General features: G+C 60.2%; 25 protein-coding genes. 16 read left to right on the top strand and 9 right to left on the bottom strand.

Annotated elements, in window-relative coordinates; all coding sequences use genetic code 11:
- Positions 1-511 precede the first annotated feature (511 nt).
- Positions 512-760, top strand: coding sequence for a DUF6124 family protein (locus ACZ89E_RS29540; RefSeq protein WP_149657956.1), 249 nt, complete (start codon positions 512-514; stop codon positions 758-760).
- 200 nt (positions 761-960) lie between these two features.
- On the opposite strand, the gene ACZ89E_RS29545 is transcribed toward ACZ89E_RS29540, so the two are convergent.
- The 3 genes from ACZ89E_RS29545 to ACZ89E_RS29555 form a co-directional block, all read right to left on the bottom strand.
- Complete coding sequence (locus ACZ89E_RS29545; protein ID WP_008034365.1) at positions 961-1557, bottom strand: superoxide dismutase; 597 nt, start codon at positions 1555-1557, stop codon at positions 961-963.
- A gap of 441 nt (positions 1558-1998) precedes the next feature.
- A complete protein-coding gene (locus ACZ89E_RS29550; RefSeq protein ID WP_149657955.1) occupies positions 1999-2601 on the bottom strand; it encodes a LysE/ArgO family amino acid transporter in 603 nt (200 codons plus the stop codon).
- A 6-nt stretch (positions 2602-2607) separates the two neighbouring features.
- Positions 2608-3009, bottom strand: coding sequence for an ACT domain-containing protein (locus tag ACZ89E_RS29555; protein WP_476256911.1), 402 nt, complete (start codon positions 3007-3009; stop codon positions 2608-2610).
- 96 nt (positions 3010-3105) lie between these two features.
- Here ACZ89E_RS29555 and ACZ89E_RS29560 point away from each other — a divergent pair, with 96 nt between their 5' ends.
- The 4 genes from ACZ89E_RS29560 to ACZ89E_RS29575 all read left to right on the top strand — a co-directional run bounded on the left by ACZ89E_RS29560 (position 3106) and on the right by ACZ89E_RS29575 (position 7204).
- On the top strand, positions 3106-4005 hold the full coding sequence (locus tag ACZ89E_RS29560) for a LysR family transcriptional regulator ArgP (protein ID WP_149657953.1): 900 nt from the start codon (positions 3106-3108) through the stop codon (positions 4003-4005).
- Positions 4006-4100: 95 nt separating this feature from the next.
- Positions 4101-5093: an NAD-dependent epimerase/dehydratase family protein gene (locus ACZ89E_RS29565; RefSeq protein ID WP_149657952.1), complete on the top strand. Its 993-nt coding sequence runs from the start codon at positions 4101-4103 to the stop codon at positions 5091-5093.
- A gap of 125 nt (positions 5094-5218) precedes the next feature.
- Positions 5219-6064, top strand: a complete 846-nt coding sequence (locus ACZ89E_RS29570; protein ID WP_149658162.1) for an ATPase — start codon at positions 5219-5221, stop codon at positions 6062-6064.
- A gap of 291 nt (positions 6065-6355) precedes the next feature.
- Complete coding sequence (locus ACZ89E_RS29575) at positions 6356-7204, top strand: cache domain-containing protein (protein ID WP_463258329.1); 849 nt, start codon at positions 6356-6358, stop codon at positions 7202-7204.
- A 110-nt stretch (positions 7205-7314) separates the two neighbouring features.
- Here ACZ89E_RS29575 and ACZ89E_RS29580 read toward each other — a convergent pair whose 3' ends face one another.
- Positions 7315-8832: an MDR family MFS transporter gene (locus ACZ89E_RS29580; RefSeq protein WP_476256912.1), complete on the bottom strand. Its 1518-nt coding sequence runs from the start codon at positions 8830-8832 to the stop codon at positions 7315-7317.
- A 59-nt stretch (positions 8833-8891) separates the two neighbouring features.
- The gene (gene pobA, locus ACZ89E_RS29585; protein ID WP_372242330.1) at positions 8892-10076 is read right to left on the bottom strand and encodes a 4-hydroxybenzoate 3-monooxygenase; all 1185 of its coding nucleotides are present in this window, start codon (positions 10074-10076) and stop codon (positions 8892-8894) included.
- A gap of 188 nt (positions 10077-10264) precedes the next feature.
- Here pobA and ACZ89E_RS29590 point away from each other — a divergent pair, with 188 nt between their 5' ends.
- The gene (locus ACZ89E_RS29590; protein ID WP_149657948.1) at positions 10265-11161 is read left to right on the top strand and encodes a helix-turn-helix domain-containing protein; all 897 of its coding nucleotides are present in this window, start codon (positions 10265-10267) and stop codon (positions 11159-11161) included.
- A gap of 9 nt (positions 11162-11170) precedes the next feature.
- Here the strand turns inward: ACZ89E_RS29590 and ACZ89E_RS29595 are convergent, their stop codons facing one another.
- Both ACZ89E_RS29595 and ACZ89E_RS29600 read right to left on the bottom strand, forming a co-directional pair.
- Complete coding sequence (locus ACZ89E_RS29595) at positions 11171-11347, bottom strand: hypothetical protein (RefSeq protein WP_166656028.1); 177 nt, start codon at positions 11345-11347, stop codon at positions 11171-11173.
- Between the two features lie 133 nt (positions 11348-11480).
- Positions 11481-12389: a LysR family transcriptional regulator gene (locus ACZ89E_RS29600; RefSeq protein ID WP_463258326.1), complete on the bottom strand. Its 909-nt coding sequence runs from the start codon at positions 12387-12389 to the stop codon at positions 11481-11483.
- 113 nt (positions 12390-12502) lie between these two features.
- On the opposite strand from ACZ89E_RS29600, the gene ACZ89E_RS29605 reads away from it, so the two are divergent.
- From ACZ89E_RS29605 to ACZ89E_RS29620, 4 genes are all read left to right on the top strand, one after another.
- A complete protein-coding gene (locus ACZ89E_RS29605) occupies positions 12503-13384 on the top strand; it encodes an MBL fold metallo-hydrolase (RefSeq protein ID WP_149657946.1) in 882 nt (293 codons plus the stop codon).
- Positions 13385-13549: 165 nt separating this feature from the next.
- Positions 13550-14164 (top strand): NAD(P)-dependent oxidoreductase, encoded by a 615-nt coding sequence (locus ACZ89E_RS29610; RefSeq protein WP_476256913.1) that lies wholly within the window; start codon positions 13550-13552, stop codon positions 14162-14164.
- A 348-nt stretch (positions 14165-14512) separates the two neighbouring features.
- Positions 14513-15751: an alpha-xenorhabdolysin family binary toxin subunit A gene (locus ACZ89E_RS29615; protein WP_476256914.1), complete on the top strand. Its 1239-nt coding sequence runs from the start codon at positions 14513-14515 to the stop codon at positions 15749-15751.
- A 35-nt stretch (positions 15752-15786) separates the two neighbouring features.
- Positions 15787-16809, top strand: a complete 1023-nt coding sequence (locus tag ACZ89E_RS29620) for an alpha-xenorhabdolysin family binary toxin subunit B (RefSeq protein WP_476256915.1) — start codon at positions 15787-15789, stop codon at positions 16807-16809.
- A gap of 28 nt (positions 16810-16837) precedes the next feature.
- Here the strand turns inward: ACZ89E_RS29620 and ACZ89E_RS29625 are convergent, their stop codons facing one another.
- Entirely contained in the window at positions 16838-17722 is an 885-nt protein-coding gene (locus ACZ89E_RS29625; protein WP_476256916.1) for a LysR substrate-binding domain-containing protein, read from the bottom strand.
- Positions 17723-17881: 159 nt separating this feature from the next.
- Here ACZ89E_RS29625 and ACZ89E_RS29630 point away from each other — a divergent pair, with 159 nt between their 5' ends.
- The 6 genes from ACZ89E_RS29630 (at position 17882) to ACZ89E_RS29655 (ending at position 25319) form a co-directional block, all read left to right on the top strand.
- Positions 17882-19519: a 5-guanidino-2-oxopentanoate decarboxylase gene (locus ACZ89E_RS29630; protein ID WP_149657941.1), complete on the top strand. Its 1638-nt coding sequence runs from the start codon at positions 17882-17884 to the stop codon at positions 19517-19519.
- On the top strand, positions 19516-20964 hold the full coding sequence (locus ACZ89E_RS29635; RefSeq protein WP_476256917.1) for an aldehyde dehydrogenase family protein: 1449 nt from the start codon (positions 19516-19518) through the stop codon (positions 20962-20964). The genes ACZ89E_RS29630 and ACZ89E_RS29635 overlap by 4 nt, the downstream gene beginning before the upstream one ends.
- Before the next feature lie 218 nt (positions 20965-21182).
- The gene (locus ACZ89E_RS29640) at positions 21183-22286 is read left to right on the top strand and encodes an ABC transporter substrate-binding protein (RefSeq protein ID WP_123409338.1); all 1104 of its coding nucleotides are present in this window, start codon (positions 21183-21185) and stop codon (positions 22284-22286) included.
- A gap of 205 nt (positions 22287-22491) precedes the next feature.
- Positions 22492-23403 (top strand): ABC transporter permease, encoded by a 912-nt coding sequence (locus ACZ89E_RS29645; RefSeq protein WP_149657939.1) that lies wholly within the window; start codon positions 22492-22494, stop codon positions 23401-23403.
- Complete coding sequence (locus ACZ89E_RS29650; protein WP_123409336.1) at positions 23400-24248, top strand: ABC transporter permease; 849 nt, start codon at positions 23400-23402, stop codon at positions 24246-24248. The genes ACZ89E_RS29645 and ACZ89E_RS29650 overlap by 4 nt, the downstream gene beginning before the upstream one ends.
- 15 nt (positions 24249-24263) lie before the next feature.
- Positions 24264-25319, top strand: a complete 1056-nt coding sequence (locus tag ACZ89E_RS29655; RefSeq protein WP_463258318.1) for an ABC transporter ATP-binding protein — start codon at positions 24264-24266, stop codon at positions 25317-25319.
- Between the two features lie 115 nt (positions 25320-25434).
- Here ACZ89E_RS29655 and ACZ89E_RS29660 read toward each other — a convergent pair whose 3' ends face one another.
- Positions 25435-26364 (bottom strand): AraC family transcriptional regulator, encoded by a 930-nt coding sequence (locus tag ACZ89E_RS29660; protein ID WP_149657937.1) that lies wholly within the window; start codon positions 26362-26364, stop codon positions 25435-25437.
- Positions 26365-26629: the final 265 nt, after the last annotated feature.

Consider the following 26629-nt stretch of genomic DNA (forward strand, 5'->3'; position numbering starts at 1 on the left):
CCACTGCGCAGAACCTCCACTCGGCCTCCCGAAGGGGCGGTAGAGCAAGATCAAAAGCAGGCGAGCTAACGCTCGGCCTAATGAGTGGTGAGGGCGGGCGGTGCATGCCGCTCTGCTTTTGTTCTCTGTTTTGATCGTTCCCACGCTCCGCGTTGGAATGCCGCCAGGGACGCTCCGCGTTCCGTTTTTTGTTTAATGGGTTGCGAAAATACCGGACGTTTCCCACGAGGTTTTCAGGTTGCCCGTAGGAAGCGGGTTCAATAACCTTTTGGGTGTCGCTGAAACCTCAGTGATCGGGTGTGAGAACCCGGCAACTTATGGTCATACAGAACCCGTACACGCATAATTGCCGCCAGCTTATCCTGTCGTAAATGCGTTATGGCGGCTGTGTGCGGGCAGACTTTTGTCTGGTCCGGGTGTCCATGACCGGTTTTCTCACCCCGCACATAGCTGCCACCTCTTCACCGCGTGAGAACGGTAAGTGGTGGCCCTCAACGCGTGAGGAATTTTTATGGATAAATTAATCCCAGACCCACCCTACACCCCCAACCCCATGTTCCAGATTTCCCCGGACATGAACATCGAAACCCTCCTGGCCCACGCCTGTGAATCACTGGCTTCGGCAAGTGTCCTGGCCAGCGATTTCGCCACCTACCTGAGCGGTTCCCAACGCAGCACGGCACTGGCCATTGCGCAGGTCGTCATGCTGGCGGACCTTGCTGTGAATCGGGCGTTGGACATCGTCGACCCGCAGGGCTAGGCATTCCGTCAGGTTGACCGCGTTATCGTTCTTCGCGGGCAAGCCTTGCTCCTACAGGTTTTGTGTCGTGCGCATAACCGCGATTCAACCCCAAACCTGTAGGAGCAAGGCTTGCCCGCGAAGGCGTCGGTACAGGCTACGCCTTTCCAGCACCCATAAAAAACCCGACCTAAGCCGGGTTTTTTTGACTGGTTTCGATCTTAAGCGGTGAAGGTTTTGCCTTCGAACTGCTCAGCCACGAATTTCCAGTTGACCAGGTTCCAGAACGCTTCGACGTACTTCGGACGAACGTTGCGGTAGTCGATGTAGTAAGCGTGTTCCCAGACGTCGCAGGTCAGCAGCGGGGTGTCGCCGTTGGTCAGCGGATTGCCTGCGCCGATGGTGCTGGCCAGGGCCAGGGAACCGTCAGCTTTTTTCACCAGCCAGCCCCAGCCGGAACCGAAGGTGCCGATGGAGGTTTTGCTGAATTCTTCTTTGAACTTGTCGAACGAACCGAACGAAGCGTTGATGGCTTCAGCCAGCGCGCCGGTCGGTTGACCGCCGGCGTTTGGCGCCAGGCAGTTCCAGTAGAAGGTGTGGTTCCAGACCTGAGCGGCGTTGTTGAAGATGCCGCCCGAAGAAGATTTGACGATTTCTTCCAGGGTCTTGCCTTCGAACTCGGTGCCTGGCACCAGGTTGTTCAGGTTCACGACGTAGGTGTTGTGGTGCTTGTCGTGGTGGTATTCCAGAGTTTCCTTGGAAATGTGCGGCTGCAGGGCATCGTGTGCGTAGGGCAGCGGCGGCAATTCGAAAGCCATGATGATTCTCCTAATCAGGTCAGTTGCGGTGAGCGCAAGGCCGATCACGGGCGGCCAGACAAGCGCCGGGGAGTTTGTACTCTTTGCGGCGCATCGAACCGGATCATAGCACCGGGGGTGCGGCATAACCACGCAACAACTGTGTGGGATAGAGGTTCAAGGGGATGCCCTCACTAAATGACGGATCGCGTTGGAGCTGTGATCGTGCCAGGCAAGGCGCGGGACGAAGAGGATGCTTTTTGCCTCTTCGAGTCCCGCAACGTCGCATGGCACGATCACAGCTCCAACCCGAAGGGCCGCCACCCCGCAAAGCGCAATCCGTCGTTGTTCGTCGCTCATTTGAACCACCAAACCTCGCTCCTCACGCCTAGTGTTGCGCTTTGCGGGGTGGCGGCGCGACCGTCATTTAGTGAGGGCATCCCCTTAGCCTTTTGGAATAAATCAGCGCGTGGTGATTAATTGGAACGCTACGGTGAACATCATCACCGCCACCAACAGATCAAGAATCCGCCAGGTACTCGGCCGTGCCAGCCACGGCGCCAACCATGCCGCGCCCAGCGCCAACGTAAAGAACCACAATAAAGAAGCGCTCGCCGCGCCGACGACATAGGCGCCGGGCTCGGTCTGTTGGGCGCCGAGGGAGCCGATCAGCAAAACCGTATCCAGATAAACGTGCGGATTGAGCAGGGTCACCGCCAACGCACTGAGCATCACCGCCCGCAGCGAACGCACGGTCTGGTTTTCGCCCTGTTCCAGGCTTTGTTTCGCGCAGGCCCGGCGCAATGCCTGGCTACCGTACCAAATCAGAAACGCCGCGCCGCCCCAACGGGCCACCGCCAGCAAGGTCGGGTTATGCGCCAGCACGGTCGCCAGACCGAACACGCCCGCAGCCACCAGCAGCGCATCACAAACGACGCACAGCGCCGCGACCGGCAGGTGATGTTCGCGGCGCAGGCTCTGGGCCAGCACAAAGGCGTTCTGGGTGCCGATCGCCATGATCAGCCCCGCCGCGACCAACAGGCCATTTACATAGCTTTGCCACATGGTTTTCTACTCCCCGTTGGCCGCGAGATCCCGCAACACGTGCAGGGCGCGTTCGGCATCGGCCTGGCCGACGAATAAATGGTCGTGGTAATAACCGGCGATCACGTTGCAACTGATGCCGGCCTTGCCCAGTGCGGTGGCGAAGGCGGCGGTGAGGCCGACGGCTTCCAGGGCCGAGTGCACGTTCAAGGTGATCCACGCGGCGACGTAGTCGAAGCTGAAACCGGCCTTTTCGGCGTGGGATTTTTCCAGAATGACGGTCAGACCTTCCTGCTCGCGAAAGCTGCCGACAATCTCCAGACCCGCCGGCAGCGTGCCGTCGCGCAACGTACAAAACACATACTCGCCGGCGTTGAGTTGCGGGCTCATGCTGCGCAGCAGGGTTGCCAATGAGGTTTCGCCAGCCATGTCGGTATTCCTTGTTCAAGAGTTCTTGCTGGCCATTCTCCGGCGCTACGCTGTATAAGAAAAACCAATAGTGCTGATCGCTCATTAGGAAAACTGATGTTCGACTATAAATTGCTTTCTGCCTTGGCCGCCGTGGTCGAGCAGGCCGGATTCGAACGCGCCGCCCAGGTGCTGGGGTTGTCGCAATCGGCGATCTCCCAGCGGATCAAACTGCTGGAAGCGCGGATTGGCCAACCGGTGTTGGTGCGGGCGACGCCGCCAGCGCCGACTGAAATCGGTCGGCGTTTGCTCAACCATGTGCAGCAAGTGCGCTTGCTTGAGCGGGATTTGCTGACCCTGGTGCCGGCGCTGGATGAAGCAGGCCTGCCGGAACGCCTGCGTATCGCCCTCAACGCTGACAGCCTCGCCACCTGGTGGGCCGATGCGGTGGGGGATTTTTGCGCCGAGCAACATTTGCTGATGGACTTGGTCGTTGAAGACCAGACCGTGGGCCTCAAACGCATGCGCGCCGGGGAAGTGGCGGCGTGTCTCTGTGCCAGCGAACGCCCGGTGGCCGGGGCTCGCAGCGTATTGTTGGGCGCCATGCGTTACCGGGCGTTGGCCAGCCCGGCGTTCATTGCCCGGCATTTCCCCGACGGTGTGCGCGCCGAGTTGCTGCCGCGCACCCCGGCGCTGGTGTTTGGCCCGGATGATTTCCTACAGCATCGCTACCTTGCATCTCTCGGCGTGGATGGCGGTTTCGAACACCATCTGTGCCCATCATCCGAAGGTTTTATCCGCCTCACGGAAGCCGGGCTGGGCTGGGGCCTGGTGCCGGAATTGCAGGTGCGCGAGCAGCTGCAACGAGGTGTTTTAGTAGAGCTGTTGCCAGATAAGCCCATCGATGTGCCGCTGTACTGGCATCATTGGCGCAATGGCGGTCAGTTGCTGGGTTTACTCACTGACCAATTGGTACGTTCGTCGAAGCAATGGCTGGTGCCCCGAGAGCAGCCATGAGCGTCAAGCTGCAAGCTGCAAGTGAAGTGCTTGCGGTGTGTTTTTAACTTGCGGCTTGAAGCTTGAAGCTCGCTGCTGCTTTGTTGGAGCTTTACATGAAAATTCTGGTCACCGGCGCAAGCGGCTTCATTGGCGGACGCTTTGCGCGTTTCGCCCTGGAGCAGGGCCTGGACGTGCGGGTCAACGGTCGCCGGGCCGAGGGGGTCGAGCACCTGGTGCGCCGTGGCGCCGAATTTATCCAGGGTGACTTGAGCGACCCGGAACTGGTGCGCGACCTGTGCGCCGACGTCGAAGCCGTGGTGCACTGCGCCGGCGCCGTCGGTTTGTGGGGCCGCTATCAGGAGTTTCACCAGGGCAACGTCCAAGTCACCGAAAACGTGGTCGAGGCCTGCCTGAAACAGCGGGTCCGGCGCCTGGTGCACCTGTCGTCGCCGTCGATCTACTTCGATGGCCGCGATCATCTGGGCCTGACCGAAGAGCAAGTGCCCAAGCGTTTCAAGCATCACTACGCCGCCACCAAGTACCTCGCCGAGCAAAAGGTCTTCGGCGCCCAGGAATTCGGCCTCGAAACCATTGCCCTGCGCCCGCGGTTCGTCACCGGTGCCGGCGACATGAGCATCTTCCCGCGTCTGCTGAAGATGCAGCGCAAGGGGCGCCTGGCGATTGTCGGCAACGGCCTGAACAAGGTCGATTTCACCAGCATGCAAAACCTCAACGAAGCGTTGCTCAGCAGTTTGCTGGCCAGCGGCTCGGCATTGGGCAAGGCCTACAACATCAGCAACGGTGCGCCGGTGCCGTTGTGGGATGTGGTGAATTACGTGATGCGCAAAATGGACGTCCCACAGGTCACTCGCTACCGTTCCTACGGCCTGGCCTACAGCGTCGCGGCGCTCAATGAAGGCGTGTGCAAACTCTGGCCGGGGCGCCCCGAGCCGACCCTGTCGCGCTTGGGTATGCAGGTGATGAACAAAAATTTCACCTTGGACATCAGCCGCGCCCGGCATTATCTGGACTACGATCCGAAAGTCAGCCTCTGGGCCGCCCTCGATGAATTCTGCGTCTGGTGGAAGGCTCAGGATATTCGCTGATGGGTGTAGGACCTGTCCCGACACTGAACCGAGTGCGGGGTTGAGGGTCAACCCATGCGGCAGTGGGGGTTATACTTCGCCGCACACCGCCATCACCGCGTTCCACAAAGGTTGCCTCAATGTCCATGCGTAACGATGCCAACGACGACTTCGACGATGTACCGAGCCTGCGTGCCGACCCCCTCGATGACGACGATTTCCCAACCACACCGGCCGCCCGTGAACGCACCACCGTGCACTCGCGCCCGGTGCCGGTGACCAAAGTCAAAAGCGCCAGCACCGGGCCGTTGTGGGCCTTGGTCGGCGCGTTGTTCTTCGCGTTCGCGGGCCTGGCCTGGTGGAGCTTCCAGCAGATTTCGCTGATGGAGCAGCAACTGGTGGCGACCCAGGAAAGTTTCGCGCGGATCAGTGAGGAAGCGGCGGGGCGCCTGCAGGACATTTCCGGCAAGGTGGTGGCCAGCCAGTCGAATGTCTCCAGCGACAGCGAAGCGCTGAAACTGCAAATCAAACAACTGGAAAGCAAACTCCAGGACCAGAGCCAGGCCCAACTGGGTGTGGTCGGCCAGACCAGCGATCTGGACAAACGTCTGGCGCAGATGACGGCGCAAACCACGGCGCAAACGGCGGCCAACGCGCAGTTGCAGGCCCAGGTGAAAACCTTGAGCACGGACCTGGCGACCCTGAAAAGCACGCCGGCCGACACCAGCAAAGTCGACGCCGAGCTGAAAAGCCTCAACGCCGACATCGCTGCGCTGAAGAAACAGGGCAACCCGACAGCGGCGATCGATCGTCTGGAACAGGAAATCGTCGTGCTCAAAAGCGAGCAGGACAACCGCCCGGCCGCCGTCGCGCCAAACCCGACCAACACCGCCGAGTTCGACGCCTTCCGCGCCCAGACCACCCGCAACCTCAACACCCTGCAAGCGCAGATCCAGAATTTGCAGCAGCAGATCAACGCCCGGGCGAAATAGCCCGCCGCGCCAAATCTGTAGCAAAGGCGCTTTTGTGGCGAGGGGCTTGCCTGTGGCGAGGGAGCTTGCTCCCGCTGGAGTGCGAAGCGCTCCCCCGCAGTGTGTCAGGCACACCGCATGCTCAGGGTTTACGACTGCTGCGCAGCCGAGCGGGAGCAAGCTCCCTCGCCACAAAAGCGCTCTCACCTCAAAGTGCTCTTTCGCCTCGCGCACCGCGATTCGCTGAATATCCATCCATATCCCCAACCCCGTCTACGCTCTTGAAACATCAACAAGAACGAGGGATGCGCTATGGGGTTTGTGCACAAGTTGGCGTGGTTGGGGGGGATGTTGTTGCTGAGCCTAGGCCAGGTTCAGGCGGCCACGGCAGCCAAGGATGACGGCCAGGCGGCCCGGGCCTTGCTGGAAAAAGCCCTGGCGTATTACCACGACAACGGCGACAAGGCCTTCGCGGCGTTCAGCCGACAGGGAGAGTTTGTCGACAAGGACCGTTACGTCTTCGTGGTCGACACCCAAGGCGTGATGCTCGCCAGCGGTGGGCCGTCCTCGGCGTTGATCGGGCGCGACGTGTCCGAGACCCTGCCGCCGGATTTGCAGAAAGCCTTCAAGGACGCCCTGAAAGTGCCGGAAGGCAACGGCATCCAGCAGGCTGAATACCGCTGGCAGAACTGGGCCGACGGCAAGGTCGAGCGCAAGCACGTGTTCTATCAGCGCATTGGCCAGCGGATCCTGGCGGTCGGTTACTACGTGCCCCGCGCATCGGCGCAGCAAGCCCAGGCCTTGCTCGATAAAGCCGCCGCCGACCTCTCCAAAGATGAGAAGGGCACGCTGACGGCGATCAACTCGCTCAAGGGCGGCTACTTGCAGGACGACTTGTATGTGTTCGTGGTGGATCTGGATAACCAGCGCTACGTCGCCCATGGCACCAATCTAAGGCTGATCAATACCGACTTCGGCAAGGTCAACGACCCGGAAGGCAAACCGGTGGGCGAACCGATTCTGGCGTTGATCGCCAAGCAGGATCAGGGCGAGTACGAGTATCGCTGGAAGAACCCGGTGACCGGGAAGGTTGAGGACAAGCATGCTTATCTGAAGAAGGTTGGGCATTTTCTGGTGGCTGTCGGGTATTACAGCCCTTGAGCAATGATCGTTCCCACGCTCTGCGTGGGAATGCAGCCCGGGACGCTGCGCGTCCCATCCAAAGCCGAACGCGGAGCGTCCGTTGAGGCATTCCCACGCGGAGCGGGGGACTAGCGAACCTTATCTTCCCGCCCCCGCAACACCCTGTTCGGCATGGCCACCGCCGCCGCCAACCCCAACAATGACACCGCCGCACTGACCATCAGCAAATGCCGGAACGTCAGCAGCAACTCCGCGCGCAAGGCGTTCTGCGCTTCCCCCGGCGCGGCGTTCAAACCGTCGAGCAAGACATTCCCCGAACGCCCCTCGGCAATCAGCGTCGAGCCGGCCAGGTGGGCGAAACTCGAATCCTGCAACAACGCCAGCAACAGCGCCGACATCAGCGCCACGCCCACCGCGCCACCCAGCGAGCGGAACAGGTTGGTGGTGCTGGTGGCGACGCCGATATCCCGTTGCGCCACCGAATTCTGCGTGCCGACCAATGACGTCGGGAACTGCATGCCGCTGGCGATTCCGCTGAGCAACATAAACAGGCTGCTCATCAACAAGGCCTGGGGTGCACTGAACGCCATGCCCAGAATCGAGATCGGCATCAGCAGCGCGCCGGTCAGGATCATCGGCTTGTAGCGTCCGGTCACCGACGTGCGGCGCCCGGCGAAATAGGCGCCAATCGGCAAGCCAATCGCCAGCGGCAACAGGTGCAGCGCGGCGCTGTCGGCCCCGGCGCCGGTGACGCTCTGGAAGCGCAACGGCATCAGCACGATCAGGGAAATGGCCTGGAAACTGGTGAAGAAAATCGTGCACCAGCAAAAGATCGCGTCGCGGTTGGCGAACAAATGCATCGGCAGCAACGGCTCCCGCGCACGGCGCTCATGCCAGACAAACAGCGCCAGTACCGCCACCGCGCAACCGAGCAGGCCGAGCACTTCGGCGCTGCGCCATGAATGCCCTTGGCCGACCTGAGTGATGCCCAACAACAAAGCGGTCAACCCAATGATCATCAGCACCGTGCCGACATAATCGATGATCGGTTTGCGTTGCGGCACCGGCAGCCCCACCAGCGTGCGATTGGCCACCAGCCAGGCGCCGAGGCCCAGCGGCAGGTTGATCAGGAACACCCAGCGCCAGGACAGGTATTCGGTCATGTACCCGCCGAGCACCGGCCCGGCGACACTGGCCACCGCGTACATGCTGCTGAAGTAACCCTGATAACGACCGCGCTCCCGGGGTGGGACGATGTCGCCGATGATCGCCTGGCTGACCGAAATCATCCCGCCGGCGCCGATGCCCTGAAGGATCCGCGCCAGCACCAGTTGCTCCATGCTCTGGGCCATGCCGCAAAAGAACGAGGCCACCGTGAACAGACCCATGCCGAACAGCATCAACTTGCGCCGCCCATACAGATCGCCAAGTTTGCCGTAAATCGGCACCGCCACGGTCATCGCCACCATGTAGCCGGCAATCACCCAGGCCAGCAGGCTGACATCCTTGAACTGCGCGGAAATGGCCGGCATCGACACCGCGACGATGGTCTGGTCCAGCGCGCCGAGAAAGATCGCCAGCATCAGGGCGATCAAGACACTGCGAATGGCCGGTTTGGGCGTTTCAGGCTGGTTCAGATTGGTCACGGTAAAACCTGCGGGCACGGCGAGCGGGTGAATGCTCGCCAGTGTAAGTCGATAGCAGGCTATTCGATAGCCTCGTATGGAAGCCCGACGTAATTTTCTGCAATAGTTTTTCGACCCGCCTCGGAGTTCACAAAGTAGTCCAGCTCCGATGCGCTGATGCGCTGGCTGAAGGCATCGTGCTCCTCGAAATGGTGCAGCATCGAGGTCATCCACCAGGAAAACCGCTCGGCTTTCCACACCCGGCGCAGGCAGATTTGCGAATACTTTTCCAGCAAATCCACACGCCCGTCGCGGTACACCTTCAGCAGAATATTGAACAGCGTGCTGACGTCGCTGGCGGCCAGGTTCAGGCCCTTGGCGCCGGTGGGCGGGACGATGTGCGCCGCATCACCGACCAGGAACATCCGCCCGTATTGCATCGGTTCCACGACAAAACTGCGCAGCGGCGCGATGCTTTTCTCGATGGACGGCCCGGTGACCAGTTTGTCCGCCAGCGCCCGGGGCAGACGGGATTTGAGCTCGTCCCAGAAGCGTTGATCGGACCAATCCTCGACGCTCTCCTCGACCGGCACTTGCAGGTAATAACGGGTGCGAGTCGCTGAACGCATGCTGCACAGCGCGAACCCGCGTTCGTGGCGGGCGTAGACCAGTTCTTCGTGGACCGGCGGCGTGTCGGCCAAAATCCCCAGCCAGCCGAACGGATAGACCCGTTCGAAGACTTTCAGGCACTCGGCGGGAATCGATTGCCGGGCCACGCCATGGAAGCCGTCGCAACCGGCGATGTAGTCGCAATCAAGGCGATACGTCTCGCCATCCTTTTCGAACGTGACAAAGGCTTCGTCGCTTTTCATGCCATGGGGAACGACATTGCTTGCTTGATAAATCGTCTGTGCGCCAGCGTCCCGACGGGCGGCCATCAGGTCGCGGGTGACTTCGGTCTGGCCGTAGATCATCACGGTTTTGCCACCGGTCAGGGCGTGCAGGTCGATGTGAACCTGGCGGCCATCGAGGGCGAGGTCGAAGCCGCCATGCACCAGTCCTTCGGCGTCCATGCGCTGACCCACGCCGGCCTGGCGCAACAGCTCTACCATGCCTTGTTCAAGGACTCCGGCGCGGATTCGGCCGAGTACATAATCCGGTGTCTGGCGTTCAAGAATGAGGGTGTCGATGCCGGCGTTGTGCAGCAATTGGCCGAGCAATAAACCGGAGGGGCCGGCACCAATGATGGCGATTTGGGTCTTCAGCGTTTTCATTGTTTTTATGACTCGCAAGTGTCACGCGACCAGAGCCGGTGAATAATTTTTATGGATCGAGTGCTTGCATTTTTCCCTTGCGAGTCTGTCAATTGAAGGTGAAAACTGAGCCGATACCTGTACATTCTGCCAATCGGTGCGATTATCGCCCCGTCTACCCCGAGGCCTGGATTGAAGTGATGAACAAGCCTGACCTGCCTTCGATTCCGGTGTTCAAGCTCTACGGTGAAAGCCTGGACTGGCCGACCCCCGACTTGCTGCACTGTGAAACCATTTCCAAACGCAGTCGCGAACATCAATGGGAAATCAAACCCCACCGCCACGCTGATCTGTGCCAGTTACTCTTCGTTTTCAAAGGTCAGGCAGAGCTTGAAATCGAAGGTAAACGCACGCAATTGACCGACCCGGCGATGCTGATCCTGCCGCCGCTGTCGGTGCACGGTTATCGTTTTTCCGAGGATGTCGAAGGGTTTGTCGTGACCTTGGCCGCACCCTTGGTGGCGCATTTGCAGTCACAACTGGGTAATTCGGAGAACGCTCTGGCCCAGGCCGAAAGCTATCCGGCGGGCAAGGACAGCGAGTACCTCAACAGTCTGTTTTCGGCGTTGCAAAGCGAATACACCGGCCATCAACCGGCCCGGGAAATGCTCATGCATTCGCTGGTCAGCGTGATCATGGTCTGGGTCAGCCGCCAGGTGATCCAGCGCCGCAACGCCAGCCAGCGCCCGCAGCGCGCCCGGGAATACCTCAACGGCTTTATTCAACTGGTGGAAGAGACGTACCGCCAGCACGTCAAGGTCGAGGACCTGGCCCATCGGCTGGGGATTTCCGTGTCGCACCTCAACGGCACCTGCCGTGAGCTGGCGGGGCAACCGGCGTTGCAGATCATGCACGAGCGCCAATTGCTGGAAGCCAAGCGCCTGCTGACCTACACCAGCATGACTATTTATGAAATGTCTGACGTGTTGGGGTTTTCCGATCCGACCAATTTCACGCGTCTTTTCAGGCGTCGCGTGGGGATCTCACCCAAGGCCTTCCGCGACCGTTTGAAGGCCGATCAGGACAACGAGGCCTGACGTTCTTCACTAGCGAAGGGCGTTGAGGGTCGCGTTGTGGGGGATACAGCGCTCGTAGTTGCAGCTGGCGAACTCACGGGGCAGGTTGCGCAACTGCTCGACCCGCCAGGCCGCAGTGCCATACAGCGCCAACGTCGCCGCGCAGGTGATGAAAATGGCGAGGTATCTTCTTGTTCTGATGTTCATGGCGTTGACCTCTGAACGAATACCCTTGGGTACTTACATTCAGCATAGGTCAGACAGGGGCAGCCGCAAGCTACAAGCTACAAGCTACAAGCTACAAGCAACGCGCTTCCAACTTGCAGCTTGCAGCTCAAAGCTAGTAGCTGCCTCTATCCCATTCAGGCTCTTCGGGAAATCTGAGCACCAGGAAGTCGAGCATGCTGCGCATCGTCGACGGCATGTGTTTGCGTGAGGCATACACCGCGTACATGTTCATCTGCCGCGGCTCGGCATGCGCCAGCAAGCGGATCAGTTCGCCGCTGTGGATGTGCACGCCGGCCTGGTAGCTCGGCAGCATCGCGATGCCGGCGCCGGCCATGGTGGCGCGCAGCAGGGTGCTGGCCTCGTTGGCGCTGATGTTGCCCTGCACCGGCACCGATACCTGTTCGCCGTCCTGCTCGAAATGCCACAGGCTTTTGCCGAAGTAGGAGTGGGTCAGGCAATTATGCTGGCTCAAGTCCTCGACCCGTTGTGGTGCCGGATGTTCTTCCAGATACGCCGGGGAGGCGCAGATCACCGAGCGGCACACGGTCAGGCGCCGGGCGATCAGGTTCGGGTCGAGGTCATTGCTGGTGCGGATCGCCAGGTCGATGCGTTCGTCCACCAGGTTCACCGTGCGGTCGATCATCTGCATGTCGATGCTGACGCCGGGGTAGCGCTTGACGTACGCGGCCATGGCGTCCGCCAGTTGCGCCTGGCCGAACGAGGTGCTGACGCTGATCCGCAGCAGGCCACGGGGTGCTTCGTCCGGTTCGCTGATGGCGGCTTGCATGTCGGTGGTCAGGTCGAGCATCTGCCGACAGCGCGGCAGGATCTCGCTGCCTGCCGCGGTCAGGCTCAACTTGCGCGTGGTGCGGTGCATCAGCCGGGCGCCGACCCAATCTTCCAGCTCCGCCAGATAACGTGACACCACCGGCCGCGACAGGTCCAGGTGATCGGCCGCCGCCGATTGGCTGCCCAGGTCCACTACCGAGACAAACACCTGCATTGCTTGAAGACGATCCATGATTTGCCCACTTTTAGAAACAAACTATGTTCCAGCATCGCATTTTTTGTACTGAGATTGGCAACTAAGCTCTGCCCCCATCGCCGCACGGCATTTGGACAACGGAGCAACAGATGATCGGTTTCACCGCAATCAAGCGCATTCTCCTGGCAACCGCCACCCTCGGCTTTGCTGCTCACGCGGCAGCCGCATCGACCCTGACCCTGGATGTTTACAACCCGGGCGACAAGGCGATTTTCCCGGTGACCTCGGTGCTGGTCAGCGGCGAGAAAGACGCAATCCTGGTGGATGCGCAGTTCGGCAAATCCCAGGCCGAGCAAGTGGTGCAGAAGATCCGCGCCAGCGGCAAACAACTGACCACCATCTACATCAGCCACGGTGACCCGGATTACTACTTCGGCCTCGACACCCTGACCGCCGCGTTCCCGAACGCCAAAGTGCTGGCCTCGCAACCGACCGTAGACCACATCAAGCAAACCGTCGACGGCAAACTCGCCTTCTGGGGCCCGAAAATGGGCGCTGACGTGCCCGCCAAAACCATCGTGCCGGGTGTGCTCAAGGGCGACAGCCTGATGCTCGAAGGGCAGAAATTGCAGGTGGTGGGCCTGGACGGCAAGCAACCGGATCGCAGCTTTGTGTGGATCCCGTCGATCAAGGCTGTGGTCGGTGGTGTGGTGGTCGCGGAAAACATCCACGTATGGATGGCGGATACACAGACCGCGCAGTCCCATGCCGATTGGTTGACTACGCTGCATTCGATTGAAACCCTGAAACCGAAAACCATCGTGCCGGGTCACTACCTGGGTGAGAGCGCGCGGTCCCTGGCGGCCGTGCAATTCACTGCCGAGTACATCAAGGCGTTCGACGAAGAAACGGCCAAGGCCAAGGATTCTGCCGCGCTGATTGCAGCGATGAAAAAACGCTACCCGACACTGGGCGAGGAAAGCTCGCTGGAGCTGAGCGCCAAAGTCGCCAAGGGCGAGATGAAGTGGTAACCCGCCGCACCTGATCGACTGATTGTTCCCACGCTCAGCGTGGGAATGCAGCCCGGGACGCTCCGCGTCCCATCAACAGCCGAACGCGGAGCGTCCGTTGAGGCATTCCCACGCAGAGCGTGGGAACGATCTATACAGACACATTCAAGCCCACTGGAGAACGTCATGAGCAAAATCGCAATCATCGGTGCCACCGGTCGCGCCGGTAGCCAATTGTTGGAAGAAGCCCTGCGTCGCGGTCACCGCGTTACCGCCATCGCCCGTGATACCTCGAAGATCGGCCAGCGCGACGGTGTGGTCAGCAAGACCGTCGATGCGCTGGATGCCGACGCCTTGCAAGCGGCGGTCGCCGGACATGACGTGGTGATCAGCGCCGCACACTTCGCGACCCTGCCGGCCAGCGCCGTGATCGGGCCGGTGAAGAAGGCCGGGGTTAAACGGCTGTTGGTGGTGGGAGGGGCCGGTTCGTTGTTGCTGCCCAATGGCGGTCGCGTGATCGACAGCGAAGGTTTCCCCGAGGAGTACAAGGCTGAAGCGAGTGCCGGGGCGTTGTTCCTGGAGAATCTGCGCCAGGAACAGGAACTGGACTGGACCTTCGTGTCGCCGTCGGCGGAGTTTGTTGAAGGTGAACGCACCGGCAAGTTTCGTCTCGGCAAGGATGATTTGCTGGTCAGTGCCGACGGTCGCAGTTGGATTACATTTGCCGATTACGCCATTGCGATCATTGATGAAGTTGAAAAACATGTTTTTGCACGTCAGCGATTTACAGTTGGTTACTGATACATAGAGCAACATCAGGCACACGTCACGCAAGTGACGTGTGCTTTTTTTTGTGGGTTGAAAATAAACGGTATTGGTATCGGCGTCGTACCTGCCAATATTCATTGGGGGCAATGCATTGGGTGCTGTCGGTTTGCAATCGTTATTAAGCGCGCAGTCTTTCGTGGGGTTAAAAATCATTCATGAAAGGGGTTTGCTTTCCTACAGTGTTTGCCTCCTCGGGCGTAGTTGAATAGTCCACTTCAGCAGGTTAGTGTGATCTCGCGTTATATATTGTAGGCGCTGAATAACAAGTCGCTCTGCAAGCGTATCTATTAATTGTGTTGTGGTTTTTTAATTGGGTCTTTTATGCTGATCGATAAAAAGCAAGCGTTACAAAATGAATTAAGGCGTGTGGCACATCAAGCCGTGGCCGAGTTGGAGGGCGTGGACACTATGGCCGAAGCGGCAAAGTATGTGCCCGTGCAATACTTTGGCGTCATGGCCGGTGCTGAAGCGTCGACTTACAAAGACGGAACTTTCATTGTTCAGAAACACAACATTATTGATATCAAACGTTATGTCAGCGCAAGTCTGCGCCTGCCGGTGGACCTTGGCGCAGTCGAGAAACTGCTGGGTTACACCGAATCCACGGTCAAGGGCCTGGAGCCGCGAGACATCCAGTTACTGCACCAGCGCATTCATCAACATGCGCTTTCCTGGGGAACGTTGGAACGCGACACCAAGGACCTCGGAAGCCGTCTGGATCTCTTCTCCAAAGGGTTTATAAACAGCGGAATCCAGGTGGTCGAGCATTTGAAGAGCTTCGCCGGCTACAAGGATCTGAGCGGTACGATCCATACGCTCAATGATGCCGAGCGGGCGGCGTTGGCAGCCGTTCCCCTGGGCAACTCCGACAGCGAAAGGGTGCAAAACCTGGCCAAGTATTTCACGCGAATGAAAAACGATATCGAGAGTTTTTATCAGCGTGTCAGTGCGGTCAAAGCGTTAGCTTCAGAATTTTCACGCAAAATAACAGAAGATCTCCTACCTGCAGTCGTGGCCACGCTGGGCTATGTTGAACAGGCAGGTATCGAAGCGCCAGCCCAGGAGGAAGCGCTCAGGGCTCAACTGAAAGAACTGGATGCACACATCGCGGAAAAAATCGCCGAGTACAACAACCTGGTCGGTTATTCCTTTGCCGGCCTGGTGTTTGGTCCTATCGGGGTTGCCATTACCGGGGGGATCTTCGGATCCCAGGCCGAAAAGGTCAGGTCACAGAAAAATACCCTGTTGGCCAATCGGGACGAACTGCTGGGTAAAATGGGCAAGACGCGCTTTTCACAACTTTTGAATCAAGTGGGAGGGCGGCTAAGCGATATGAAAATCCTGATGAGTGACGCTGAGCGCGGTGCTAAAAATCTGGAAGATGTATGGGCCATTATTTGGGTGAGTATTGAAGAATCCTCCGATCGATTGTTGCAACTCGATAATGAGCTTGATCTGGGCATGCTGGTGCTGGATTTACATTCAGTGATTGAACCCTGGGGTGTCATTCAAGGGCATGCCAATGCGTTGTCCAGGGTTTTTAACGAAGTTGTTGGTTGAATGGTTGGTTAAATACTTCAAGGATGAAAAATATTATGACTGCTAATACGCTTGACGATAGGAATGGCTATGCACTACCGAACAGGGTGGTGATGAAGGCCGCGCAAAGCCATTTCAACTTGATAGTGGCGGATAAAACCTTTGTGCACTTACCGGCCGTCCAGGAGAAGAGCCTTTATCTTCGGGACCAACTCAACGCCGACGATCAGCACTTGGGCGAAGATATCAAGCGAGCAATCGCTGCCCTGACCAATGTCGGGTTCAACAATATTCTGGTGCGCGTTGACGAGATCCTGGGCAATACCACGGTGGCGGCCGGGGTACGGGCAGAGAAAATTGAGGAACTGGTGAAGTATTGCGTGCGTCGGGTCGAAGCGGCGCTGCTGCCTTTGAACACCGCGACCGAATACCTGCGCCGGGCATTGCCCAACTTGGCCGGGGTTCGTTTCGCCGACGTTGGAATCGATCTTGATCGAATCGAATCGGCGCACCTCGCCCGTTTGCGCCAGACTCAGAGTGTGCTCACTGATGACCGCACAAAGCTTGAGCAGGAGAAAAGCGACATTGATCTGCAGATCTCGCAGTTCAATGCTCCGGGCTGGCTGGAGATCTTCAATAAACAGATCCCCAGCGCAGAAGAGATAGAAGCTGCGCTTAAATTGGTGGCTACCCGCAAGCCTGATCGCGAGTTCCTCGAACTGGTGCTCAAGCGACTCAAAGGTAACTTGCAAGGCATCGAAGAAGGGCGCCTCTACGCCAACCTCACCCAGGCAAGAGAGGGTGTGCGCGGCCGACTCGAAGGTGTGCGCCAGGAACTGGCTACCATTGAGGCGCAGATCGGCGAGCAGAACAGTAAGCTGGAAAAACTTGAAGCTATTCGCGGCCTCGATCAGATCACTCGCAACTGGTTGCAAGAGGCGGAAAAGATCCAATCTGCGTTTGAGCGTTTTATTCTGTCAAGCCATCCGCAACAGATTCAAGACGCGTCATCGATCCAGAACCTGGCCGGACGCCATAAAACGATGCTCGATTATCTCAAGAGCATTACCTGGCGCTGATCGCCACAGGGTGCAATGGCGCCCAGGTTCATGACAGGTCGTGGGCCTGGGCTTGTAGCCAGTCCAGCAATTCAGCCAGCGGTGCGCTCGGGGTCGGTCTCAGTGGGTGGACAAGGTAGTACGCCAACCCCGTGCGTACTTTCAATTCAAATGGCATGACCAATCGACCGGCCTGCAAATCGTCACCAATCAGCGACCAATCGCCAATCGCCACGCCTGTCCCCTGGGACGCCATCGACATCGCAAGGTCCAGCGTTTCGAAATGCTGGCCCTTGCCGACATTGCTCAACTGAACATCCGCCGAGGCCAGCCACGCTTTCCAATCCCGTTCATCGCGAGTCGGGTGCAGCAACATGTGTTGTTCCAGATCCTCCGGCACCTGCAACGGCACCGGCCCTTCGAGGTACGGCTTGGAACACACCGGCGTCAGTTGCTCATCGAACAACCGATGGGAGGCCAGTGATGTGTCTGGCGGTACGCCGTAGATCACCGCCGCATCGAACTGCTCACGATGAAAATCCACGCCATGCCGAACCGTTGTCGTCAGCTCCACCGGCACGTCCGGGCGTTCCCTTTGCCATTGCATCAAACGCGGCAACAACCAACGCATGACACAGGTCGGGGCCTTGAGTTGCAGGGTTTCGCGCTTGGCGCCGATCTGCTCCACCGCCTCGCCGATCAAGCCGAAAATCTGCTGCACCCGTGGCAGCCATTCCCGTCCTTGCGCCGTCAGATCGAGGCCGCGGGCCTGGCGGATGGACAGCTCATAACCGAGGTGATCTTCCAGCCCGGCGATCTGCCGACTGACCGCGCCCTGGGTGATGTGCAACTGCTCGGCGGCCCGGGTGAAGTTGCAGCACTGTGCCGTGATCAGAAAAGTGTGCAGGGCGGGCAGGGGAGGCAATCGTTTCATGAGGACCCAAGGTATGACGTGAGGACATGGCTAGTATGACTTTTTATCCATTGTTGCGGCTACGTGTCGCCCGTTCCAATGAGGCCATCCCTGGGCTTGCCTTCGCATCATAAACATTGCGCAGGCCCGGCGTCTCAAACGAACAAAAAGGGCAAAGACATGGCGACGTGCGGCGAAGTATTGGTCAAGTTACTCGAAGACTACGGGGTCGAGCAGGTGTTCGGCATTCCCGGGGTGCATACCGTTGAGCTGTATCGCGGGCTGGCCCGTTCGAGCATCAACCACGTCACGCCGCGTCACGAACAGGGCGCCGGTTTCATGGCCGACGGCTACGCGCGCACCAGTGGCAAGCCGGGTGTGTGCTTCATCATCACCGGCCCTGGCATGACCAACATCACCACGGCGATGGGCCAGGCGTATGCCGATTCGATCCCGATGCTGGTGATCTCCAGCGTGCAGACCCGCAACCAGTTGGGCGGCGGTCGCGGCAAGCTCCACGAGCTGCCAAACCAGAGTGCCTTGGTCGGCGGCGTGGCGGCGTTCTCCCACACCCTGATGTCGGCGTCGGAATTGCCGGGCGTATTGGCTCGGGCATTTGCGCTGTTCCAGGCCGGGCGTCCGCGTCCGGTGCACATCGAAATTCCGTTAGACGTGCTGGTGGAAGAGGCCGACGATCTGCTTGCCAGCGTCCCGGTCAACATCGACCGCGCCGGTGCTGCGCCGACCGCCGTGTCGCGCATGACCGAACTGCTGGCCGGTGCCAAACGCCCGCTGATCCTGGCCGGTGGCGGCGCCATCGACGCTGCCGCCGAGCTGACTGAACTGGCCGAACTGCTCGACGCCCCGGTTGCGTTGACCATCAACGCCAAAGGCATGCTCGAATCCAATCACCCGCTGCTGATCGGCTCGACCCAAAGCCTGGTCGCCACCCGCGCCCTGGTCGCGGAAGCTGATGTGGTGTTGGCCATCGGCACCGAACTGGCCGAAACCGACTACGACGTGACCTTCGCCGGCGGCTTCGAAATCCCCGGCAAACTGCTGCGCGTCGACATCGATCCGGACCAGACCGTGCGCAACTACCCGCCGCACGTGGCGCTGGTGTCCGACTCGCGCAACGCCGCCCAAGCCCTGCTCAGCGCCCTGTCACACAAGTCGTTGGCCGAGCGCCGCAACGATTGGGGCCAGGTACGCGCTGCGCGTTTGCGTGAAGAACTCGCCGCGACCTGGGATGCGCCGACCCTGGCTCAAACCCGTTTCCTCGAAACCGTGCTGCACGAACTGCCGGACGCGGTGTTCGTCGGCGATTCGACCCAACCGGTGTACACCGGCAACCTGACCTTCAACCCGGAGCGTCCGCGCCGCTGGTTCAACTCGTCCACCGGTTACGGCACCTTGGGTTACGCCTTGCCGGCGGCGATTGGTGCGTGGCTTGGCGGCAGCGTCGAGGGCGGTTCGCGTCCTCCTGTTGTGTGCCTGATCGGCGACGGCGGCCTGCAATTCACCCTGCCGGAACTGGCCAGTGCCGTGGAAGCGCGCACGCCAGTGATCGTGTTGCTGTGGAATAACCAGGGCTACGAAGAAATCAAAAAGTACATGGTCAACCGCGCCATTGAGCCGGTGGGCGTGGACATCTACACCCCGGACTTTATCGGTGTCGCCAAGGCACTGGGCTGTGCGGCTGAAGCGGTCAACGGTGTCGAGCAACTGCGCAGCGCCTTGCGCGCCGCCACGGACCGTCAGGGCCCGACCCTGATTGAAATCGATCAGACCCAGTGGATGAAGGCGGTGTCGAAATGAGCTTCCCAACCACGCTGGATGGCCTGTACATCAATGGCCAATGGTCCGCTGGTAAAGAACACCTGCGTGTGATCAACCCGGCCACTGAAGCCCTGTTGACCACCGTAAACGGCGGCGATGAAAAAGCTGTCGAGCACGCCGTAGCCGCTGCGACCAACGCCTTCAAGGACTGGTCGAAAACCACCGGCACCGAGCGCGGGGCGATCCTGCGCCGCATCGCCGCCGGTGTGGCGGCCGGTCGCGAGCAACTGATGCATTTGCAGTCGAGCAACAACGGCAAGCCGCTGTTCGAAGCCGCCATCGATGTGGACGACGTGATCGCCACCTTCGAGTACTACGCAGGTTTAGCCGAAGGGCTCGATGCCAAGCAAGACAGCACCGTCGAGCTGCCCACCGACGATTTCAGCGCACGCCTGCGCCGTGAACCGTGCGGCGTGGTCGGGTTGATCGTGCCGTGGAATTTCCCGATGGTCACCACCGCGTGGAAACTCGCCCCGGCCCTGGCCGCCGGCTGCTGTGTGGTGCTCAAGCCATCGGAAGTCACGCCGCTGCCGGAGCTGGAACTGGCCGCGATCATCGCCGAGGCTGGCCTGCCCAAAGGCGTGTTCAACCTGGTTTGCGGCACCGGTCTGGCGGTCGGTGCGCCGCTGTCGGCTGATCCGCGCATCGCCAAGATTTCCTTCACCGGCAGTAACGCGGTGGGCGTGCAGGTCATGCAGCGCGCCGCTGAAACCGTGAAGGGCGTAAGCCTGGAACTGGGCGGCAAATCTTCGCTGCTGGTATTGAAAGACGCCGACATCGCCCTGGCCGTGGAACTGGCCTGCGGCGGTGGTTTCTTCAACGCCGGCCAGATGTGTTCGGCCACCAGTCGCGTGCTGGTCGCCGATGAAGTGGCGGATGAATTCCTGATTCGTTTGCAGGCCCGGGCCGAAGCGATTCGCGTGGCCGACCCGTTCGACCCGAAGGTGGAAATGGGTGCACTGGTCAATCAGGCGCAATACCAGCGCGTGCTCGGCCACATCGATCGCGGCTTGAGCGCTGGCGCCAAGCTGATCTGTGGCGGCAATCGTCCCGCCGACCTGCCGCGCGGTTATTTTTTGCAGCCGACGATCTTCACCGAAGTGCCCCTCGACAGTGCGCTGTGGTGTGAAGAGATTTTCGGTCCAGTGATTTGCGTACGCAGTTTTGCCTCCGAAGCCGAGGCGATTGCCCTGGCCAACGACAGCCAGTTCGGCCTGGTCGCCAGCGTGGTCAGCCGCGATGTCGAAGCGGCGGATCGGGTCGCCAACGCCCTGCAAGCGGGGCTGGTGTGGATCAACGCGCCGCAAGTGATCTTCCCGCAGACCGCCTGGGGTGGCTACAAGCAGAGCAGCCTCGGCCGCGAGTTGGGGCCGTGGGGGTTGCAGGCTTTCCAGGAAATCAAACACGTGATTCGAGCCGTCTAAGCGCTCGAAAACGGTGAGCGCATGCCTCGTTCTGAGGCATGCGCTGGCGTCATGGCTTCAATGAGTTTTTATCGATAGTCAGGTGTTTTGCACGACCTCAGGATAAACCCGTCGGCTCAGCTCAAGTCCTTTGAAACCGGGGGCTTCGAGCTGATCCGAGCACGCGGATGCAACGGTTGCGACCAACCTCATACTTACAAAAACAAAGGGAGTCCTTCATGGGCCAGCATGATCTGAACAGACGGCAATTCATCAAAACCGTGGGCGTGGCTTCGGTTGCAGCGGCGGCCATGAGCATGCCCTTCATCCGTGCCAATGCCAGCGACACCCGTTTTCAGGGCAAGACCCTGCGCCTGCTGACCTGGTCCGATGACACCGGGTTGGCGGCACTGCGCAACATCGCGGCGACTTTCGAAGCTAAGTACGGCTGCAAGGTCATCGCCGACCGCACCGGTAGCACCTCGGAAATGGTCGCCAAACTCAAGGCCGGCGGTGATCGTCCGCAGTACGACATCATCACCTTGGCCGGCGTCGGCGCCGAAGGCCTGGCCGCCGCCGATTTGCTGGAAAAACCCGACCTCAACCGCATCCCCAACCTGGTGGACGTGCCGGAGAAATACCGCACCGGCGCCAACGGTCATGGCATCGGTTACCTGCTGTGGTGCAACAGCCTGGTCTACAGCACCCGCACCCAGACCGAAGCGCCAACCAGCTACGCCGCACTGTGGGACGCCGAACTGGCGCCGAACATCTTCCTGCCGCCGCCGAACTGGACCGAAGCGATGGACCTGATCATCATCGCCGCCAAACTGGCCGGGGGTGACGAACACAACATCGAGCCGGGCTTCAAGAAACTCGCGGAGTTGAAGGACCGCGTGGTTACGCTGGGTGAAAACCCGAACCAGATCGCCGAGCTGTTCCGCACCGGTTCCCTGGACATGGGCGGCCTGTACGCTCCGGCGTTTTTCCCGAAACAGATTCGCGACCCGAACTACGGCCTCGGCGCCACGTTCGGCATGAAGGAAGGGTTCTACACCGACCTGATGCTGTCGGTGATGCCAAAGAATCGCCCCGGCGACACCGACCTGGCCTACGCCTTCATCAACCACTCCCTGGACCCACTGGTGCAGGGCAAGATGGCCGAAGACATCTACAACGGCCCGGTCAACGCCAAGGCGATCATCTCCGCCGAAGCGCGCAAGAGCCCGTTCATCCTCACGCCAGAGCAGATTGCCGACAAGGCGATCATGCACGACAACGCCTTCCTGGCCACTGTGCATGACCAATGGATTCGTCGTTATACGGAAATCTTTTCTTCCTGATTTCTGAGGTTTGAAAGACCTTTTGTGGCGAGGGAGCTTGCTCCCGCTCGGCTGCGCAGCAGCCGTACAACCAGACACCGCGACCCTTTCTGTATCGACGCGGTGATTGATGGGGGCCGCTTCGCGACCCAGCGGGAGCAAGCTCCCTCGCCACAGGGTTACTCAAATCGCAGTCTTGCTGCTTTCCATTGACGAGACCCTTGCTATGGAACACCAACCACCTCTGACTCATCCGCTCGCCGCCGCGCCAGCGCGTCCACGCCGGGGCGTGTCGCCGACTACTCGCGCCTGGCTTTTCTTGTCGCCGTCGATGCTGTTTCTCGGCGTGCTGATTGCTGCCAGCCTCTTGGTGTTGCGCATGAGCGTCGGCACCAAAGGCGCGGAATGGAGCGGGTTCAGCCTCGCCAGCTACGCGCAGTTACTGGAACCCTATTACCTCAAATCCCTGATGCTGACCCTGCGTCTGGCGCTGTTCAGCGCGGTGATCGCGGTGCTGCTGGCAATTCCGGTGGCGTACACCATGTCGCGCCTGACTTCGCCGTTTATCCGACGGATTTTCCTCGCGGCGGTGCTGCTGCCGTTGCTGGTCAACCTGCTGCTGCAAAGCTACGGCTGGTTGGTGATTCTCGGCCCGGCGGGGATGCTCAATCAGGCGCTGATGGGCATCGGTTTGATCAAGCGCCCGATCATGCTGCTCTACAACCAGAACGGCGTGTTGATGGGCCTGGTGCAAACCGCGTTCCCGCTGGCGGTGCTGCCGATTGCCAGCGCCATGCGCGGCGTCGCTCGCACTTATGAAGAAGCCGCCGCGACACTGGGCGCCAGTCGCTTCCAGGTGTTCCGCCAAGTGGTGTTGCCGATGAGTCTGCCGGGGATCATCACTGGCGCGACGTTGGTGTTCGCCTACAACGCCAGCAGCTTCGTGGTGCCGCTGCTGCTCGGTGGTCGGCGGGTGCCGATGCTGGCGGTCATGGTGCATGACCAGATCGCCCCGCTGATGAACTGGCCCGCCGCGTCCGCTGCCGGTGTGGTGCTGATTGTCACCACCCTGGCGATCATGACCTTGTCCGAATACATCACCGGCCGTCGTCGGCGCATGCTGGAGGCTTCGCAATGAGCACCCTGAGCAAAAAACGTTATGGCCTGCTGCCGGGGGAAACCGGCAAGTTCGCTGGCATCCTGTCGGGCTTCATCCTGCTGCTGGCGGTGTTGCCGATCCTGACGATGATCGTGATGTCGTTCAGCGGCGCGTCGAACCTCGACTTCCCGCCGAGCAGCTACAGCCTGCAATGGTATCGCGCGGCCTGGCACACCTTTGTTTCGCCGGACGCCAGCGACGTGCTGAGCCTCGGCAAAGCCATGACCACCAGCCTGATGGTGGCGTGCCTGACCATGGTCTTCGCCACGATTATCGCGGTGCCGGCGGCTTACGCACTGACCCGTTGCGAGTTCCGTGGCAAAGCCGTGGCGCTGCAATTGATGTCGTTGCCGTTGGTGTTCCCGATGGTGGTGTTGGGCCTGGCCTTGCTGCTGGTGTTCGACAGCCTGCCGTTCCAGATCACCACCTCGCGGCTGGTGATCGCCCACGTGATCCTCGCACTGCCATTCGTGGTGAAGAACTGCACAGCAGCAATGCTCTCCATCGGCAGCGAAGTCGAAGAGGCGGCGCAGATGCTCGGTGCCTCGCCGACCCGGGCGATCATCGATGTGGTGGTACCGCTGATGAAGTCGGGGATTCTGGCGGGGATGCTGTTGGCGTTCATCGTCTCGTTCAACGAATTCACCGTGACCTATTTCCTCTACACCATCGACGTCATGACCGTGCCGATCTGGATGTACAGCCGCACCGTGTCATCGCTGGACCCAACCGTTTTCTCGTTTGCCGTGCTGATCGTGCTGATCGACTTCGTCCTGATCTGGGCGCTGGAGAAGCTGGTCGGTGAAGGTGGCGTTTCGTTCTGATTCTTGAGGTGCAACATGACTGGTCTGATTCTGGAAAACGTCGAGAAACACTACGGCTCGGCCTGCGCGGTAAAGGATGTAAACCTGCATTTGCCCGAGGGCAAACTGGTGTGTTTCCTCGGCCCGTCGGGCTGCGGCAAAACCACGTTGCTGCGGATGATCGCCGGGCTCGAAACCCTGAGCGGCGGTGAGATCCGCCTGGATGGCGAAGACATCGGCCATACCCCGGCGCACCTGCGCAACTTCGGTATGGTCTTCCAATCGTTGGCGCTGTTTCCACACATGACCGTGGGGGAGAACATCGCCTATCCGTTGAAACTGCGCGGGGTGAGCAAGGCTGATCAGCAGGCGCGGGTGGTGGAGTTGCTGGAGCTGATTCAACTCAAGGAAATGATTGATCGACCGGTGGCGAAACTGTCCGGCGGGCAACGCCAGCGCGTAGCGATTGCCCGGGCGATTGCCTCGCGGCCGAAAATCCTCCTGCTCGATGAGCCGCTGTCGGCACTGGACGCCAAGTTGCGTGAGTCGATGCAGGTGGAAATCCGTCAACTGCAACAACGCTTGAACATCACCACCATCATGGTGACCCACGATCAGCGTGAAGCCATGACCATGGCCGATATCGTCGTGGTATTGGGCGAACACAAGGTGCAGCAGGTGGGGACGCCGATTGAGATTTACCGGCACCCGGCCAATGAATTTGTCGCGGACTTTATCGGTTCGGGCAACATCTTTCCGGCCACCGCACTGGGCAACGGCAAGGTTGGATTGCCGGGTGGCGATGCCCTGGAAGTGCCGATTTGCAGCAGCATCGTGGTGGGGGAGAAGATCAAGATGCTGATTCGCCCTGAGGACCTGCAACTGTCGCAGCCACAGGCCACGGCGGGGAATCGCTTGCTGGGCAAGGTGACGTTTGTGCGGGATATCGGCGCGACGATCGAGACGACGGTGGAGTGTTCCGGGGTGTCGTTTACCGCGCTGAGCACGCCGTGTCAGGGGTTTGGGTTGAGTGTGGGCAATCCGGTGTCGGTGACGCTGCCGGCCGAAGCCTGCCGCGTACTCAGCGCCTGAAAACACCCCAAAATCTGTAGGAGCGAGGCTTGCCCGCGAAGGCGTCGTGTCAGCCAGCATTAATGTCGACTGACACGACGCCTTCGCGGGCAAGCCTCGCTCCTACAGGGGGCGGTTATACCGTCAACCGCATCCGCGCCAAATCCCGCAGCGGCGGTGCGCCAAACAACCGGCTGTACTCCCGGCTGAACTGCGACGGGCTTTCATACCCGACGCGATACCCCGCCGCCGACGCTTCCAGCCCTTCGGCCAGCATCAGGCGCCGGGCTTCCTGCAAGCGCAGTTGCTTCTGATACTGCAACGGACTCATCGCCGTCATCGCCTTGAAGCGGTGATGCAGGGTCGACACGCTCAGGTTCACTTCCTTGGCCAGGTCATCGATGCGCAACGGCTGTTCATAGTGGCCGTTGAGCCATTTGATCGCCTGGCTGATGCGATGGCTCTGGCTGTTGGCGATGGCGATTTCATACAGGCGGTGGCCCTGCTGGCTGCGCAACAGGCGATACAGAATCTCCCGGCGAATCAGCGGCGCGAGCATGGCGATGTCTTTGGGCGTGTCGATCAAACGGGTCAGGCGCAGCACCGCGTCGAGCATGGCCGCGTCCAGCCGTTCGACATACAACCCGCGCCCGGTCGGCCGGGTCGGCACGCCCATGGGGCCGGCGTCGGCGATCAGCGCAGTGATTTCCGCCGGGTCGATGTCCAGCCGCACGGAGAGGATCGGTTCCTCGGAGGTGACAGTCACCACGCGCCCGCTCACCGGCATCGAGACCGAGACCACCAGATAATTGAGCGGGTCGTAATTGAACACCTCATCGGCCAGCCGCACTTCCTTGCGCCCCTGGGCCATGATGCACAGCGCCGGTTGCGCCAGTACCGGGGCAAATTGATGGGTCTGGCTGTGACGCGACATGATCAGCGAATCGACGGCAGTGGCGTAATTGCCATCCTCCGTGGTGTTGCGGCGGATGATCGCAGCCAGTTCCTCGCGCTGTTTCTCCATGTCGGCATCCAGCGGGGCTTCAAAGTGATCGAACGACGACATGCAGGACATCCTCGGTGAGGCGTTGTTGATGGGCAGAGCTTAAGTTTGTGCAAGGCAAAGCGGTAGACACATCCTGCCTGATGCTTGCCTGATTCTGCATTGGGTTATTTCACGGTGCTGCCAGAGCAGTGCCGCCGGACTGAAACTTGCTTGAAACCGCTGTGTCATCGTCCGGACACGTCGAAGTCGTTGATTCAGCGCGATTTGGCCATCCTCGCAGGATTGTGCAACAAGCCGGCAGGAATCGACTAACGGCAACGAAGGC

The organism is Pseudomonas sp. TE3899, assembly GCF_056279105.1.